Source organism: Xanthomonas sp. NCPPB 4037 (genome assembly GCF_041475695.2).
GTDB lineage: Bacteria > Pseudomonadota > Gammaproteobacteria > Xanthomonadales > Xanthomonadaceae > Xanthomonas > Xanthomonas campestris.
The window spans coordinates 3374666-3389988 of record NZ_CM191261.1; the positions used below are offsets into that span (position 1 = coordinate 3374666).

Annotated in this window: 13 protein-coding genes and 1 other RNA gene; 10 read left to right on the forward strand and 4 right to left on the reverse strand. The window is 65.3% G+C overall.

Annotation, left to right across the window (positions count from 1 at the left end; translation table 11 throughout):
• Positions 1 to 96 precede the first annotated feature (96 nt).
• Positions 97 to 639, forward strand: coding sequence for a GNAT family N-acetyltransferase (locus ACCQ01_RS15070; protein WP_011037827.1), 543 nt, complete (start codon positions 97 to 99; stop codon positions 637 to 639).
• 182 nt (positions 640 to 821) lie between these two features.
• On the opposite strand, the gene ACCQ01_RS15075 is transcribed toward ACCQ01_RS15070, so the two are convergent.
• Positions 822 to 896, reverse strand: a non-coding RNA gene (locus ACCQ01_RS15075) — sX9 sRNA.
• A gap of 443 nt (positions 897 to 1339) precedes the next feature.
• On the opposite strand from ACCQ01_RS15075, the gene mfd reads away from it, so the two are divergent.
• Complete coding sequence (mfd, locus tag ACCQ01_RS15080) at positions 1340 to 4807, forward strand: transcription-repair coupling factor (protein WP_228431697.1); 3468 nt, start codon at positions 1340 to 1342, stop codon at positions 4805 to 4807.
• A 73-nt stretch (positions 4808 to 4880) separates the two neighbouring features.
• On the opposite strand, the gene ACCQ01_RS15085 is transcribed toward mfd, so the two are convergent.
• The 3 genes from ACCQ01_RS15085 to ACCQ01_RS15095 are packed head-to-tail and all read right to left on the reverse strand — an operon-like array spanning position 4881 to position 6606.
• Positions 4881 to 5318 (reverse strand): DUF6691 family protein, encoded by a 438-nt coding sequence (locus ACCQ01_RS15085; protein ID WP_228431696.1) that lies wholly within the window; start codon positions 5316 to 5318, stop codon positions 4881 to 4883.
• Positions 5315 to 5740, reverse strand: a complete 426-nt coding sequence (locus ACCQ01_RS15090) for a YeeE/YedE family protein (RefSeq protein WP_372358811.1) — start codon at positions 5738 to 5740, stop codon at positions 5315 to 5317. The genes ACCQ01_RS15085 and ACCQ01_RS15090 overlap by 4 nt, the downstream gene beginning before the upstream one ends.
• The gene (locus ACCQ01_RS15095; RefSeq protein ID WP_228431694.1) at positions 5737 to 6606 is read right to left on the reverse strand and encodes an MBL fold metallo-hydrolase; all 870 of its coding nucleotides are present in this window, start codon (positions 6604 to 6606) and stop codon (positions 5737 to 5739) included. The genes ACCQ01_RS15090 and ACCQ01_RS15095 overlap by 4 nt, the downstream gene beginning before the upstream one ends.
• A gap of 138 nt (positions 6607 to 6744) precedes the next feature.
• Between ACCQ01_RS15095 and ACCQ01_RS15100 the strand changes: the two genes are divergently transcribed.
• From ACCQ01_RS15100 to ACCQ01_RS15135, 8 genes are all read left to right on the forward strand, one after another.
• Positions 6745 to 7041, forward strand: coding sequence for an ArsR/SmtB family transcription factor (locus tag ACCQ01_RS15100; protein ID WP_115540671.1), 297 nt, complete (start codon positions 6745 to 6747; stop codon positions 7039 to 7041).
• A complete protein-coding gene (locus tag ACCQ01_RS15105; RefSeq protein WP_228431693.1) occupies positions 7038 to 7832 on the forward strand; it encodes a sulfite exporter TauE/SafE family protein in 795 nt (264 codons plus the stop codon). The genes ACCQ01_RS15100 and ACCQ01_RS15105 overlap by 4 nt, the downstream gene beginning before the upstream one ends.
• Before the next feature lie 64 nt (positions 7833 to 7896).
• Positions 7897 to 8319, forward strand: a complete 423-nt coding sequence (locus ACCQ01_RS15110) for a protein tyrosine phosphatase family protein (protein WP_228431692.1) — start codon at positions 7897 to 7899, stop codon at positions 8317 to 8319.
• A 599-nt stretch (positions 8320 to 8918) separates the two neighbouring features.
• Positions 8919 to 9248 carry an STAS domain-containing protein gene (locus ACCQ01_RS15115; RefSeq protein ID WP_115540674.1) on the forward strand — a complete coding sequence of 110 codons (330 nt, stop codon included), beginning with the start codon at positions 8919 to 8921 and terminating at the stop codon, positions 9246 to 9248.
• Between the two features lie 18 nt (positions 9249 to 9266).
• Complete coding sequence (locus ACCQ01_RS15120) at positions 9267 to 11279, forward strand: chemotaxis protein CheA (protein ID WP_228431691.1); 2013 nt, start codon at positions 9267 to 9269, stop codon at positions 11277 to 11279.
• Between the two features lie 71 nt (positions 11280 to 11350).
• Positions 11351 to 13486: a methyl-accepting chemotaxis protein gene (locus tag ACCQ01_RS15125; protein WP_228431690.1), complete on the forward strand. Its 2136-nt coding sequence runs from the start codon at positions 11351 to 11353 to the stop codon at positions 13484 to 13486.
• 10 nt (positions 13487 to 13496) lie between these two features.
• Positions 13497 to 14012, forward strand: coding sequence for a chemotaxis protein CheW (locus tag ACCQ01_RS15130; RefSeq protein WP_011037832.1), 516 nt, complete (start codon positions 13497 to 13499; stop codon positions 14010 to 14012).
• Positions 14013 to 14038: 26 nt separating this feature from the next.
• Positions 14039 to 15322, forward strand: a complete 1284-nt coding sequence (locus ACCQ01_RS15135; RefSeq protein WP_115556429.1) for an EAL domain-containing response regulator — start codon at positions 14039 to 14041, stop codon at positions 15320 to 15322.
• The last annotated feature ends 1 nt before the right edge of the window (position 15323 follow it).

Here is a 15323-nt window from a genome sequence, read left to right on the forward strand (position 1 = left end):
ACCCCCGCATACGACCCCCAGCGGCGCACCGGAATCATTCACGGTTGTGCGCTGGGCTGGTGCCAGAATCTTCCGATCTTCAAGGAACACCCGGTCATGGCCATCCGCAATCGCATGCCTCCCTGGCATGAAAATTTCAGTCTGCCCAATGGCCGCACGCTCCTGCTCCGCCCGATCCGTCCCGAGGACGGCCCGCCGCTGCAGGGAGCCTTCAGCCTGTTGGGCCCGGAAGAGATCCGCGCCCGTTTCGTGCGCTCCTCGGCCGAAATCACCCCCGAAATGGTGCAACGCCTCACCCACCCCAACCCCAAGAGCGAGATCGTGTTGGTGGCGGCCGAGCAGTTGCCGCCCGGCGAAGCGCTGGTGGGCGCCGTCGCACGTGCCGCGCTGGTGCCGGGCACCCGCCAGGCCGAATACACCATCCTGGTCAGCAGCTTTGTGGCCGGCCAGGGCCTGGGCCGCCAACTGATGCGCAAACTGGTGAAATGGGCGCGCCGCAAGTACCTCGATTGCCTGTACGGCGACGTGCTGCAAAGCAACCTGCCGATGCTGCAGCTGGCCGAATCGCTGGGCTTCAAGCCGCAGCCCCACCCGGATTCCCCGGAACTGGTGCGCATGGTGCTGGAGTTGGATGCTTGAGGGGCTGGGATTCGGGATTCGGGAGTTGGGATTCGTTTTGAAGCGGTGGCTGTGCGTGCTGGGTGTTCGCATGGCATGCCCTGTATTGCGGGACAGCAAGTTAGTACCCCCGCCGGCCTGAGCGCCGCCCAAGGTTTCGCAAAGGCGCCGCCACAAGCCGCCAATAACAGGTGACTTAGAGCGGCTAACAAAAAGTCGCAAGCAGTCGTCGGGTGGGTGCGGACGGCGCGGAGGAACCGGAATGTACGTGGGTACATGCCGATTCCGAGCACCGGCCGCGCCCGCCCGGCGGCTGCGCAGTCGTTTTGATAGCTGCTCTTAGCCTGGCATCCCCAAAAGCCGCCTGTACACCGTCAGGCGCGGTGTCCTCGCCGCTTGCGGGACCATGTGGCGGCATGGATGCCGCCACTGAGCTTCCATGGACGGATTCACGGCGTGTCCCGCAAGCGGTGAGGGCACCGCGCCCTCGACCAACTAGGCTGTTGACTGCCAAGACGAGCAATCCCGCATACCTTGAAGCGCACTAGAGAATGCGGATAGGCCAGTCGCAGCCCGCCTAACTCTGGAACGTCGCCGCAAGGCCCTTGCCAGCCATCCCCATCGCACGACGTCGAAGCCCGGCAGGCTAGTCAGGCCAGGCCGGCCGCTTTCACGCCAGATGGACCGGCCCCCGGCGGCGCTCTGATAAAATCGCCGGCTGATGCCGTCGCCTACCTTCCCTTCTCCGCCGCTGCCCAAGTCCGGCCAGCTCCGCGCCTACTGGCGCGCTCCGTCGTCTCCGACGGCCCTGGCCTGGTCGATCGCACGCGCTGCCGAAGCGCATGCCGGCCCGGTGCTGGTGATTGCCCGCGACAACCAGAGCGCGCATCAGATCGAAGCCGATCTGCACGCCCTGCTGGGTGACGCGTCCACGCTGCCGGTGGTGCCGTTTCCCGATTGGGAAACCCTGCCCTACGACCAGTTCAGCCCGCACCCGGAAATCATCAGCCAGCGTCTGGCGGCCCTGCATCGCTTGCCCGGTCTGACCCGTGGCGTGGTGATCGTGCCGGTGCAGACCTTGCTGCAGCAGCTGGCACCGCTGAGCTACATCGTCGGTGGCAGCTTCGATCTCACGGTTGGCCAGCGCCTGGATCTGGACGCGGAAAAACGCCGCCTGGAAAGCGCCGGCTACCGCAACGTGCCGCAGGTGATGGACCCGGGCGATTTCGCGGTGCGTGGCGGCCTGCTGGACGTGTTTCCGATGGGCGCCGACACCCCGTTGCGCATCGAACTGCTGGATGAGGATATCGATTCCATCCGCGCCTTCGACCCGGAATCGCAGCGCTCGCTGGACAAGGTGGACGCGGTCAAGATGCTGCCCGGCCGCGAAGTGCCGATGGACGATGCCAGCGTGGAGCGTGTGCTCGCCTGCCTGCGCGAACGCTTCGACGTGGATACGCGGCGCAGCGCGCTGTATCAGGATCTGAAGTCCGGCATCGCACCGTCGGGCGTCGAGTATTACCTGCCGATGTTCTTCAGCAAGACCGCCACGCTGTTCGATTATCTGGACACGCGCGTGCTGCCGCTGATCGCCACCGGCGTCTCCAATGCGGCCGATGCCTTCTGGCTGCAGGCGCAAAACCGCTATGAGCAGCGTCGCCACGATGTGGAACGCCCGCTGCTGCTGCCCGATGAGCTGTACCAGTCACCGGATGCCTTGCGCGAACAGCTCAACAAGCTGGCGCGCATCGAAGTGTGGCCGGCCGACCATCCGCGTATCGACGAGGCCGCGCCGCTGGGCGACCAGCCGTTGCCGCCGCTGCCGGTCGCCGCCAAGGATGCGCCCGCCGGGCAGGCCCTGGCCTCGTTCCTGGGCCACTACCCGGGCCGGGTGCTGGTAGCCGCCGATTCGGCCGGCCGCCGCGAAGCCTTGATGGAAGTGCTGGCCGCCGCGCAGTTGAAGCCGGACGTCGTGGCCGACCTGCCCGCGTTCCTGGCCGCGACCAAACTGCGCTTCGGCATCACCGTGGCGCCGCTGGAAGACGGCTTTGCATTAGACACGCCGCAGATTGCGGTGCTGACCGAGCGCCAGTTGTTCCCGGAGCGGGCCAACCAACCGCGCCGGACGCGCCGTGTGGGCCGCGAGCCGGAAGCGATCATCCGCGACCTGGGCGAGCTCTCCGAAGGCGCGCCGATCGTGCATGAAGACCACGGCGTGGGCCGCTACCGCGGCCTTATCGTGCTCGACGCCGGCGGCATGCCTGGCGAGTTTCTGGAAATCGAATACGCCAAGGGCGACCGGCTGTATGTGCCGGTGGCGCAGCTGCACCTGATCAGCCGCTATTCCGGTGCCTCGGCCGACACAGCGCCGCTGCATTCGCTGGGTGGCGAGCAGTGGACCAAAGCCAAGCGCAAGGCCGCCGAAAAGGTGCGCGATGTCGCCGCCGAATTGCTGGAAATCCAGGCGCGCCGCCGCGCGCGCGCAGGCCTGGCCTTGCAGGTGGACCGCGCGATGTACGAACCATTCGCGGCGGGCTTTCCGTTCGAGGAAACCACCGACCAGTTGGCCGCGATCGATGCCACTTTGCGCGATCTGGGCAGCAGCCAGCCGATGGACCGCGTGGTCTGCGGCGACGTGGGCTTCGGCAAGACCGAGGTCGCGGTGCGCGCCGCGTTCGCCGCGGCCAGTGCCGGCAAGCAGGTTGCGGTGCTGGTGCCGACCACGCTGCTGGCCGAACAGCATTACCGCAACTTCCGCGACCGCTTCGCCGATTACCCGATGAAGGTGGAAGTGCTGTCGCGCTTCAAGAGCACCAAGGAGATCAAGGCCGAGCTGGAGAAAGTGGCCAGCGGCGATATCGACGTGATCATCGGCACGCACCGGCTGCTGCAGCCGGACGTGAAGTTCAAGGATCTCGGCCTGGTCGTGGTGGACGAAGAACAGCGCTTCGGCGTGCGCCAGAAGGAAGCGCTCAAGGCGATGCGCGCCAACGTGCATTTGCTCACGCTTACCGCCACGCCGATCCCGCGCACGCTCAACATGGCCATGGCCGGGCTGCGCGATCTGTCCATCATCGCCACCCCGCCGCCGAACCGGCTCGCGGTGCAGACCTTCATCACCGCCTGGGACAACACCCTGCTGCGCGAAGCGTTCCAGCGCGAACTCAGCCGCGGCGGCCAGCTGTATTTCCTGCACAACGATGTGGAAAGCATCGTGCGCATGCAGCGCGACCTCTCCGAGCTGGTGCCGGAAGCGCGTATCGGCATCGCGCATGGGCAAATGCCCGAGCGCGAGCTGGAACGGGTGATGCTGGATTTCCAGAAGCAGCGCTTCAACGTGCTGCTGTCGACCACGATTATCGAATCGGGCATCGACATTCCCAACGCCAACACCATCATCATCAACCGCGCAGACCGCTTTGGTCTTGCGCAGTTGCATCAGCTGCGCGGCCGCGTGGGGCGTTCCCACCACCGCGCCTATGCGTATCTGGTGGTGCCGGACCGCCGCTCGATGACCTCCGATGCAGAAAAGCGCCTGGAAGCCATTGCCTCCATGGACGAGCTGGGCGCCGGCTTTACGCTGGCCACGCACGACCTTGAAATCCGCGGTGCCGGCGAGCTGCTCGGCGAAGACCAGAGCGGCCAGATGGCCGAGGTGGGTTTCAGCCTGTACACCGAACTACTGGAGCGCGCGGTGCGCAGCATCCGCCAGGGCAAGCTGCCCGACCTGGATGCCGGCGAAGAAGTGCGCGGCGCCGAGGTGGAACTGCATGTGGCCTCGCTGATTCCCGAGGACTACCTGCCCGATGTACACACGCGCCTGACGCTGTACAAGCGCATTTCCAGCGCCCGCGACAGCGATGCGTTGCGCGAGCTGCAGGTGGAAATGATCGATCGCTTCGGCCTGCTGCCGGACCCGGTCAAGCACCTGTTCGCGATCGCCGAGCTCAAGTTGCAGGCCAATGCCTTGGGCGTGCGCAAGCTGGATCTTGGCGAGAATGGCGGCCGCCTGGTGTTCGAGGCAAAGCCGTCGATCGACCCGATGACCGTGATCCAGATGATCCAGAAGCAGCCGAAGATCTACACCATGGACGGCCCGGACAAACTGCGCATCAAGCTGCCGTTGCCCGAGGCCGCCGACCGCTTCAATGCGGCACGTGGGCTGCTGACGGCCCTGGCGCCGCGCTGAAGGGTTGCGCCGTGCACGCTGCAGCTGTGATGTTGAAGGCCGCACGACGCACTATGCAACGCGCCGACGGTAATCAGCGATCTACCTTGGCCTGTTTTGCCGCAGTGAATGCCCAGTGCAAGGCACTGCCCGCCAGCATCGCAGGCGCAAACCACAACGCCTCCACCGAACCCACGCCCAGGCCGGCCAGCGCCGGGCCGGGGCAATAGCCTGCAATCCCCCAGCCGATGCCGAACAGGGCAGCGCCGCCCAGCAGTGGCCGATCGATTGCGCGCAATCCAGAGAGTTGAAACGCCTGCGCAAAAGCCGGCCGCTGGCGACGCATGACCACTGCAAACAGCACCGCGCTGGTGATCATCGCGCCACCGAGCACATACAGCAGGCCCGGATCGAAATCACCGGCCACATCCAGAAACCCGATGACCTTGCGTGCGTCGGTCATGCCCGACATCGCAAGGCCCACACCAAACAGCGCGCCCGACGCCAGGCTCGCAAGCAGGAACCGTTTCATGCCGCGCTCCAGAGATGGCGCATGACGTAGGCGGTGACCATCGCAGTGGCCATGAAAGTTGCCACCGCAGCCAGCGAGCGGCGCGAGCCACGCGCAAGCCCGCACACGCCATGCCCACTGGTGCAGCCATTGCCCATGCGCGTGCCAAAGCCCACAAGCACACCGGCCACCACCAACGCGCTGCGCGAATAGTCGCTGCGCGGCTGCGGCGCAGACGGCACCCATGTCATGTACAGACTCGCGGCCACGATCAACCCAACAAGAAACAGCAGCCGCCAAGCCACATCGCCCGCAACGGGAAACAGCACACCGTTGACGATGCCGCTGATGCCGGCGGTGCGCCCGTTGAGCCACAGCAGCAAGGTCGCCGCCAAGCCGATCAGGACGCCACCGGTCCAGGAGATCGCCCAAGGCGCCATCACGCGGCACCCCACTGGTTCAACGGCAAACGCAGAGAGCGGTTGCCGGTGTGATCTGGCGGGGGCAGTGCGCCTGCGCGCAAGTTGACCTGCAACGCAGGCAGCAGAAGCCTGGGCACCGCAAGCTGGGCGTCCCGCGCGGCGCGCAATGCAACGAAGGCCTGCTCGCTGATCCCTCCTCCGACATGCACATTGGCCTGCGCCTGCGCCTGGATCGATGTCTGCGCCATCGGCTCGCGGCCGGCAGCTGGATAGTCGTGGCAGAGGAACAACCGCGTGGCCGGCGGTAGATGGAAGAGCGTGTGGATAGAACGGTAGAGCGTTTGCGCGTCACCACCAGGGAAGTCCGTCCGTGCGGTGCCGGTTTCGGGCGCAAATACAGTGTCGCCGACGAACGCGGCGTTTCCAATCAGATAGGTCAGGCTGTCGGCGGTGTGCCCTGGTGTGGCGATGGCCCGCACGTGCATGCCACCGATAGAGAAGGTGTCCCCGTCGTCCAACAACAGATCGAACTGCCGGCCATCCGCACTGAAGTCCGCTTCCAAGCCGAAGAATCGTTTGAAGTGTTGCTGCACGCCGACGACGCCCGCTCCAATCGCCACACGGGCTCCCGTCATGCGCCGCAGATAGTCCGCAGCGGTGAGGTGATCGGCATGCACATGCGTTTCAAGTACCCATGCGAGCTGCAGCTGCTGGGCCCGCACGAACGCCAGCACGCGGTCTGCCGAAGTGGTGGACGTCCATGCGCTGGCGGGATCGTAATCGAGCACGGGGTCGACGACCGCAGCGGTGCCGCCCGCTTGGTCGTAGACCACGTAGGTGAAGGTGGACGTTGCCACATCGTGGAATTGCATGACCTGCGGATCCATCGCGTCACCTCTTGCGCATTACTTTAGGTTGTTCTAAATTAGATTTGTCTAATCTAAATGTCAATGCCCGAAAAGGCCCTCCCCATGTCCGCGCCCTTGCATCCGCCAGCAACGCGTCAATTGCCGTCTCCAGAACAGATGGCCGTGCTTGCCGCGCAGGCCAGCAGCCTGCTCAAGGCTCTGGCGCACCCGGCGCGCCTGTTAGTGCTGTGCCAGTTGGTGGAAGGCGAGCGGTCGGTCGGCGAATTGCAACCGCTGACTGGTTTGAGCATGTCGGCGCTGTCGCAGCATCTTGCGGTGTTGCGTGAGATGGAACTGGTCACCACACGGCGCGAAGCGCAGACCATCCATTACGCCTTGGTCCCGGGTCCGGCGGTGGGCGTGCTGGACGCGCTGTACGCGGCGTACTGCGCACCGACCGGGCCAACCCCGTGACACCGCTGCAATACGCGCTTGGTGCGCTATCAGGCACCGCGGTGGGATTTACGCTGGGCCTGGTCGGCGGCGGCGGCTCCATCCTGGCAGTGCCGTTGATGGTCTATCTGGTGGGCGTGCAAGACCCTCATGTCGCCATTGGCACCAGTGCGCTCGCGGTTGCGGTGAACGCTGTGATCGGGCTCTCCAGCCACGCACGGCAGCACACGGTGAAATGGCGGTGCGCAACGACATTCGCCGCGGCCGGTGTCGGCGGCGCCTGGGTCGGCGCCATGTTCGGCAAGGCAATCGGTGGGCAGCAGTTGCTCGCACTCTTCGCGGTGGTGATGCTGGTGGTTGCCGCACGCATGGTGGGCGCACGCGGCCAGCTTGGGAACGCCAGCGTGGTACTCAATCGCGGCAATGCTCCAAAGCTGGTCGCATCCGGCACCGTCACCGGGCTTCTGTCCGGCTTCTTCGGGATCGGCGGCGGCTTTCTGGTGGTCCCGGGCCTGATGGCATCCACAGGCATGCCGGTCCTGTTTGCGGTGGGGTCGTCGCTGGTGGCGGTGGGCAGTTTTGGTTTGACCACCGCGCTCAGCTATGCCGCTTCCGGTCTTGTCGCATGGACGCTGGCGCTGGCGTTCATCGCCGGAGGCACGCTCGGCAGCGTACTCGGTGCACGCGCGGCCATCCGTCTGGCAGACCGCAAGGGAGCGCTGACGCTGGTGTTGGCTGGCCTGATTACCGTGGTTGCGGTGTACATGCTCAGTCAGTCGGCGCCCGTGCGTGCCTGGTTCCACCTCCTGTAGACGCGCACATCATCGTGTTACCTCAACGACTAACCACTCGCTTCTTTCGCTTGAAAGGCTCCGCATGCACACCGCCACCCTCTTCGCGCCCGGCCTGTATTCCAGCGGCCAACCGTCCGTCGACGATCTTGCAGCGCTTGCAGCCATTGGCGTGCGCAGCATCATCAACCTGCGTGGCGCTGATGAAGACAGCGGCTACGACGAGGCACATGAAGCTGCGCGACTGGGCATGCGCTACACGACGCTACCGATCGTGGGGCCCGACGCGGTCACCGCCGAGAACGCCGCACGGTTGGCGCATGCAATCCAGCACGCACGCACACACGGTGATGTACTGGTGCATTGCGCCAGCGGCAATCGTGTCGGCGCCCTGATCGCGCTCGAACGGGGGCTGCATGGCGACTCGCCTGCGCAGGCGATTGCGCTTGGACGCGCAGCCGGACTGACAACGCTGGAACCATGCGTGGTGCAGCTGCTCAATCCGTAATGCGGCGGCGACCGCCACGCATCGGTGACACGCAATGATTGAACCCAGCGCCTGATCGCGGTGCATCTGTACTGCACGATCATGAAAGCGTGCAGCGGCAATCGCCTGCAGCAGAGCAGCGCAACCGAGCAAGCTGCGTTTCGCAAAACCGCGCTGCGCGTTGGCCGCACGATATTCAGACGCAGACATGGCCACCAAGTGCTGCTCGCTGCGGAACCTTGCGTCAGACATCCATGTCAGCCATCACTAGCGTGCTCGACAGGCAGGCTTTTCGCATGCGCAGCAATCATGCATTCCTTGAAACGGCATGCGCCTTCGATGGCAACCAAAACACCTTCCATTGCAGCGCTCGCTTAAAAGCAACCTCAGCCGATACGCAGCACGGATCAGGTCATCGCAAACCTGAGCGGTTAACGCCCACGCAGTGATGCGCATCGCAAATCAGTCGCTTGGCTGAATTCGGCCTAAATATTCCTGTCACGCGCCGATACCTGCATAGACCGACACGACTTGGGCCTACTTGGTAGCGCGTGAAGCCGATGTCGAGGTGAGAACTTCTCCGCGTCATGCCACACGTGTCATCGCTTCACGAGGCCGCAATGGACATCTTTTCGTTGGATCTACCCGCCCCGCTCACGCTTGCCCTCGAAGGCGAGATGACCATCCGTCGCGCTGCCGAGCTCAAGCCATTGCTGCAGCCGGCGCTGGCGCATCCGGGCGGCGTGCGTCTGGACCTGGCTGCGGTCAGCGAGATCGACACCACCGGCCTGCAGCTGCTGCTCGCCACCAAGCAGGCGGTGCAGGCTGACGGACGCCCGTTTGTGTTGACCGACTCGAGCCGCGCCGTGGTCGATGTGATCGAACTGCTGGGCCTGCTGGAAGCGCTGTACCCGCACGCCGCCACCAGCCTGGGCGAACGCATTCATTAACACGGACAGGTGACGCGCATGGACATGAACCAGCTGATGCAGACCTTCCTGGCCGAGAGCCGGGATCTGCTCGAAGACATGGAACGTCACCTGTTACAGGCCGAGCGTGGCGAGCCCTCGCCGGATGCGGTGAACGCGATCTTCCGTGCGGCGCACACCATCAAGGGCTCCGGTGGTCTGTTCGATCTGCCGCAGCTGGTGGGCTTCACCCATGTGGTGGAAAGCGTGCTGGATCTGGTGCGCGACGAGTCGATCGCACTGCAATCGGAATTGATCGCCTTGCTGCTGGTGTGCTGCGATCACATCCATGCACTGGTGGAAACCGCCGCCGACCCCAGCCATGCCGATCCCGCCGCATTGGCCGCCGAAGCCGAGCCCCTGCTGGCGCAGTTGCAGACCTATCTGCAAGGCAGCGTTTGCGGCGCAACTGTCAGCGACGCGCAACGCAGCACGCCGGAAAAACAAAGCGGTTACTGGCGCGTCAACCTGACCCTGTTTGCCGATGCGCTGCGTTTTGGCAACTCGCCATTGAAGTTGATCCGCAACCTGCGCGGGCTCGGTTCCGTCGAGTCGATCAGCACCGACTACAGCAAATTGCCGGTGTTCGAGGAGCTCGACCCGGAAGCCAACTACCTTGGATTCCAGATCCTGCTGCGCAGCGATGCCGACCGCGCGGCGATTGAAGACGTGTTCGAATTCGTGCGCGAAGACTGCGACCTGGAGATCGTCGCGGTGCCGGCGCCACTGGACACCACGCTCAGCGCCGCGAACGCCGCCGTCACTGCGGAACCGGTGCACACACCGGCGCCCGCCATTGCCGTGGTGCCGACACCGCGCGCCGCTGCAACGACTGCCGAGACTGCGCCGCGTTCCAATGAAGCGCGCTCCATCCGCGTGGACGCCGACAAGCTCGATCGCATGATCGACCTGGTGGGCGAGTTGATCATCGCGGTGGCCAGCACCGGCACCAATGCACAGCGCACCGGCGATGCGCAGCTGCTCGAATCCACCTCGATCCTGGCGGGCCTGGTTGAAGAGGTACGCGAGAGCGCACTGCAACTGCGCATGGTCAAGATCGGCGGCACCTTTAGCCGTTTCCAGCGCGTGGTGCACGATGTGGCGCGCGAGCTGGGCAAGGACATCGCGCTGGTGGTTGCCGGCGAAGACACCGAACTGGACAAGTCGGTGGTGGAAAAGATCGGCGACCCGCTCACCCACCTGGTGCGCAATGCGATGGACCACGGTATCGAGCCGGCAGACGTGCGCGTGGCCAACGGCAAGCCGGCGCGTGGCACCGTGGGCCTGAATGCCTTCCACGATTCCGGCAGCATCGTCATCCAGATCACCGATGACGGTGGCGGGCTGAATCGCGACAAGATCCTGGCCAAGGCGCTGGAACGCGGCCTGGTCGAACCCGGCCGCCAGCTCAGTGATCGCGAAGTGTTCGCAATGATCTTCGAGCCCGGCTTTTCCACTGCCGAAAAAGTCACCAACCTGTCCGGCCGCGGTGTGGGCATGGATGTGGTCAAGCGCAACATCACCGCGCTGCGCGGCTGCGTGGATATCGACAGCACCGCCGGCGTGGGCACCACCATTTCGGTGCGGCTGCCGCTGACGCTGGCCATCATCAACGGCTTCCAGGTGGGCATTGGCAAGTCGGTGTTCGTGGTGCCACTGGATGTGGTGGAAGAGTGCGTGGAATTCACGCCCGACTACACCAGCGACTACATCGACCTGCGCGGCAGCGTGCTGCCGTACGTACGCCTGCGGGACTTGTTCGCGCTGGGCGGCAAGCGGCCGGCCCGCGAAAGCATCGTGGTCATCCGCCAGGGCGCGCAGCGCTTCGGGCTGGTCGTGGACACCTTGTTGGGCGAATGGCAGACCGTGATCAAGCCATTGTCCAAGGTGTTTGCGCAGGTCAAGGGCATCAGTGGTTCGAGCATTCTCGGCAGCGGCGAGGTCGCGCTGATTCTCGATGTGCCCAGTCTGATCCAGCAATTGCATCCAGGCCAGGACGCGCTGGCCGCCTGACCGTTCAAACCGCCGCTCGTCTTCCCACGCCGCCGTTCTACGTCGTTCCCTGACTCCAGGAAGCTGCCACCATGTCGCACCGTCTCCCGATCGCCACCCAACTGTGGTTCACCGCCGCTTTCGCCATTGCCCTGCCGGTTGTGGTGGTGGTTGCCGGCTTCGCACTCACGCTGTCGCATGCTGCACTGCTGGCGGCGAGCGTGCTGGCTGCACTCGCCAGCGGTGCGCTGCTGGCCTGGTCGATCCGCACCGCTACCGGCTCGCTGGAGATCGCCACCACCACGCTGGACGCCTTCGCCCGCGGCAACTTCGATGTCGCCCTGCCGCAGGTGCGCGACGAGCAGGCCTGTGAAGTGTTGCGCGGCCTGCGCAAGGTGCAGAGCGGCATCCGCCACGTCAACGACGAAATCAACCGTGTCTCGCACGAACACGACGCCGGGGAGATCGATGCGCGCATCGATGTGGCACGGTTTGATGGTGACTTCCGCGCCATGGGCGACGGCATCAACCGCATGGTCACCAGCCATATCGCGGTGAAGAAGCAGGCCATGGCCTGCGTGGCCGAATTCGCCCGCGGCAATTTCTCCGCCGAGCTGGAACGCCTGCCGGGCAAGAAGGCCTTCATCAACGAGGTGGTGGACCAGATCCGCGGCAACCTCACCGGCCTGGTCGCCGAAGTCAACCGCATGGCGGTCGAACACGATGCCGGCGATATCGACGTCGTGATCGACACGCAGCGCTTCACCGGCGATTTCCGTCGCATGGCCGAAGGCATCAATGCGATGGTGGCAGGACATATCGCGGTCAAGAAGCAGGCGATCGCCTGCGTGGCCGAGTTCGGCCGCGGCAACTTCACCGCACAACTGCCGCAGCTGCCGGGCAAGAAGCGCTTCATCAACGAGACCATCGATCAGGTGCGCGGCAACCTCACCGGCTTGATCCGCGAGATCAACCACATGTCGGCCGAGCACGAAGCCGGCGACATCGATGTGGTGATCGATACCGCGCGCTTCGACGGTGACTTCCGCAGCATGGCCACCGGCATCAACGAGATGGTCGGTGCGCATATCGCGGTGAAGAAGCTGGCGATGGGCGTGGTGGCAGAGTTCGGCCGCGGCAACTTCGACGCGCCGCTGGCGCAGCTGCCCGGCAAGAAGGCCTTCATCAACGACACCATCGAATGTGCCCGCGGCAACCTGCGCAGCATCTCCGAGGTGATCCAGGTGATGGGCGCGATGGCCGAGGGCGACCTCACCCACACCGTGGAAGGCCGCTATGAAGGCGCATTCGCCGACATGCAGCGCTACGTCAACACCACCATGAGCCGCCTCACCGAGATCGTCGATGAGGTCAACCGCAACGCCGAGAACCTGGCCAGCGCATCGGAACAAGTCAGTGCCACCGCGCAGGCACTGGCCCAGGCCGCCAGCGAACAGGCTGCCGGCGTGGAAGAAACCAGCGCCTCGCTGGAGCAGATGACTGCTTCCATTGCACAGAACACCGAAAACGCCCGCGTCACCGACAGCATGGCCGCCAAAGCCGCCAGCGAAGCGGCCGACGGTGGCGACACCGTGCGCGCCACGGTGGTGGCGATGAAGGACATCGCCAAGAAGATCGGCATCATCGACGACATCGCCTACCAGACCAATCTGCTGGCGCTCAATGCCGCGATCGAAGCCGCACGCGCCGGCGAGCACGGCAAGGGCTTTGCGGTGGTGGCCGCAGAGGTACGCAAGCTGGCCGAGCGCAGCCAGATCGCCGCGCAGGAAATCGGCGAAGTGGCCGGGTCCAGCGTGGAACTGGCCGAAAGCGCCGGCCGCGTGCTGGGCGAGATGGTGCCTTCGATCCGCCGCACCTCCGATCTGGTGCAGGAGATCGCGGCAGCGTCCGAAGAACAGACCGCCGGTGTCAGCCAGATCAACACCGCAGTGGGCCAGTTGAACCAGACCACCCAATCCGCCGCGGCCAATGCCGAAGAACTGGCCGCCACCTCGGAAGAAATGAGCGCGCAGGCCGAGCAGTTGCAGCAGTTGATGGGCTTCTTCCGGCTGGGTAACGGTGGGCGTGGCAATGTGCCGGCGGCCAAGCCGGTGCAACGTCGGGTTGCGCCTGCCGCCAGCCTGCCGCTGCGCCGCGCCAACGTGCGTCCGATCAGCGCGGCGGTCGCCGCCGATGTGATCGACGAATCCCAGTTCGCCAGCTTCTGAGGAATCGACGATGCAACAGCGCAGCGTAGAGACTGGTGGCGCGCCCGCCATGCCCGCACCCCAGCAATACCTCACCTTCCTGTTGGGCGGTGAGATGTTTGGCCTGGGCATCCTGGGCATCAAGGAAATCATTGAATACCGCATTCCAACCGAAGTGCCGATGATGCCGCCGGCGCTGCGTGGGGTGATCAACCTGCGTGGTGCGGTGGTGCCGGTGATGGACGTGCAGCTGCGCTTTGGCCGCAGTGCGAGCGCCATCACCAAACGCAGCTGCATCGTGATCGTGGAGATCGCACGCGCCGGTGAGCAGCAGGTGTTGGGCTTGCTGGTGGACGCGGTCAGCGAAGTGGTGGAGATCGCGCCCGCCGACATTGCCGATGCGCCCAGCTTCGGCGCCGGCATCCATCGCGATTTCATCCACGGCATGGCCAAGCGCGACGAGCGCTTCGTGATCCTGCTGGATGCCGACGCCGTGCTGGCCAACGACGCGCCGGCGCAGCTGCCCGACGCCGCGCTGGCGGCCTGACTCTTTCCGTGCACGCCAGGACTCTCATGCACTCTCCACTTCTTTCCTGCAACTGCGCACTGGCCGGCCCGGTCCTGGTGGTCGACGACAGCGTGGTCCAGCGCGAACACGCCATGGCGCTGTGCCGCCAATTGGGCGCCAGCGTGGTGGAAGGTGCCGGCGACGGCCACGCCGCGCTCGACTGGCTGAGCCGCGCCAGCGCACCATCGCTGCTGTTGATCGACCTGGAAATGCCGGGGATGGACGGCGTGCAGCTGCTCGATGCACTGGCACGCGGCCAGCACAGCGTGCCGGTGGTGGTGGTCTCGCAACGCGGCGGCGCGCTGATCGATGCGGTGATGCAACTCAGCCGCAGCGCCGGTGTGCGCGTGCTCGCCGGCCTGGAAAAACCACTGCGCCTGCAGGACCTGGCCACCACGCTGGACTGCATCCCCGAACCGCTCGCCGAGACCACCACCGCGCTGTCCACGCCGATCTCGCCGCTGCTCTCCAGTGGCGGTGCGGCGGCCTCGCGGCTGGATCGCGCCATGCGGCGCGGCGAAATCCGCGTGGCCTACCAGCCCAAGCTGGACCTGCGCGACGGCCGCCTGCGCGGCGTGGAGGCGCTGGCGCGCTGGCGCCGCCCGCAAGGCGACATGATCGGCCCGGACCGCTTCATTCCCTTGGCCGAGCGCGAAGGTCTGATTCACGCACTCACCCAGCAGGTGATCGACAAGGCGGTTGCGCAATTGGTGGACTGGCGCGCCGAAGGCCTGCAACTCACGCTGGCATTGAACCTGTCGCCCAATCTGCTGGGCGAGCAGGATTTTCTCGAACACCTGTGCGCCAAGCTGGCCGACAACGGCCTGGCACCGGCCGACCTGGTGCTGGAACTCACCGAAAGCGCCATCGTGGAGCCGGCCAATGCGCTGAGCATGCTGGCGCGGCTGCGCCTGCATGGGTTCGGCCTGTCCATCGACGATTACGGCACCGGCTTTTCCTCGTTGCAGCGGCTGGCCAGCATCCCGTTTACCGAGCTCAAACTCGACCGCAGCTTCGTGCATGCCGCGCACCGCAGCCGCAGCCAGCGCACCGTGCTGGAATCCACGCTGGAGCTGGCCCACCGGCTGGAACTCACTGCCGTGGCCGAGGGCGTGGAAACCCCCGACGACTGGCGCCTGCTCCGCGAGCTCGGCTGCGACCTGGCCCAGGGCTACCTGATGGCCTCCCCGATGCCCGGCCCGATGTTGTCGGAGTGGTGGCGCGAACACGCCAGCCGCATCGCTCGTCTCTGCAGCAGCGAGCTTCCCACTGATGCCGACCTTGTCTGAG

Coding starts and splice junctions, on each gene's coding strand:
- ACCQ01_RS15130 (WP_011037832.1), top strand. CDS start 13,497: ATGCAACAGCGCAGCGTAGAGACTGGTGGCGCGCCCGCCATGCCCGCA.
- ACCQ01_RS15095 (WP_228431694.1), bottom strand. CDS start 6,606: ATGGATCCGCAGGTCATGCAATTCCACGATGTGGCAACGTCCACCTTC.
- ACCQ01_RS15110 (WP_228431692.1), top strand. CDS start 7,897: ATGCACACCGCCACCCTCTTCGCGCCCGGCCTGTATTCCAGCGGCCAA.
- ACCQ01_RS15125 (WP_228431690.1), top strand. CDS start 11,351: ATGTCGCACCGTCTCCCGATCGCCACCCAACTGTGGTTCACCGCCGCT.
- ACCQ01_RS15070 (WP_011037827.1), top strand. CDS start 97: ATGGCCATCCGCAATCGCATGCCTCCCTGGCATGAAAATTTCAGTCTG.
- ACCQ01_RS15100 (WP_115540671.1), top strand. CDS start 6,745: ATGGCCGTGCTTGCCGCGCAGGCCAGCAGCCTGCTCAAGGCTCTGGCG.
- ACCQ01_RS15120 (WP_228431691.1), top strand. CDS start 9,267: ATGGACATGAACCAGCTGATGCAGACCTTCCTGGCCGAGAGCCGGGAT.
- ACCQ01_RS15085 (WP_228431696.1), bottom strand. CDS start 5,318: ATGAAACGGTTCCTGCTTGCGAGCCTGGCGTCGGGCGCGCTGTTTGGT.
- mfd (WP_228431697.1), top strand. CDS start 1,340: ATGCCGTCGCCTACCTTCCCTTCTCCGCCGCTGCCCAAGTCCGGCCAG.
- ACCQ01_RS15135 (WP_115556429.1), top strand. CDS start 14,039: ATGCACTCTCCACTTCTTTCCTGCAACTGCGCACTGGCCGGCCCGGTC.
- ACCQ01_RS15115 (WP_115540674.1), top strand. CDS start 8,919: ATGGACATCTTTTCGTTGGATCTACCCGCCCCGCTCACGCTTGCCCTC.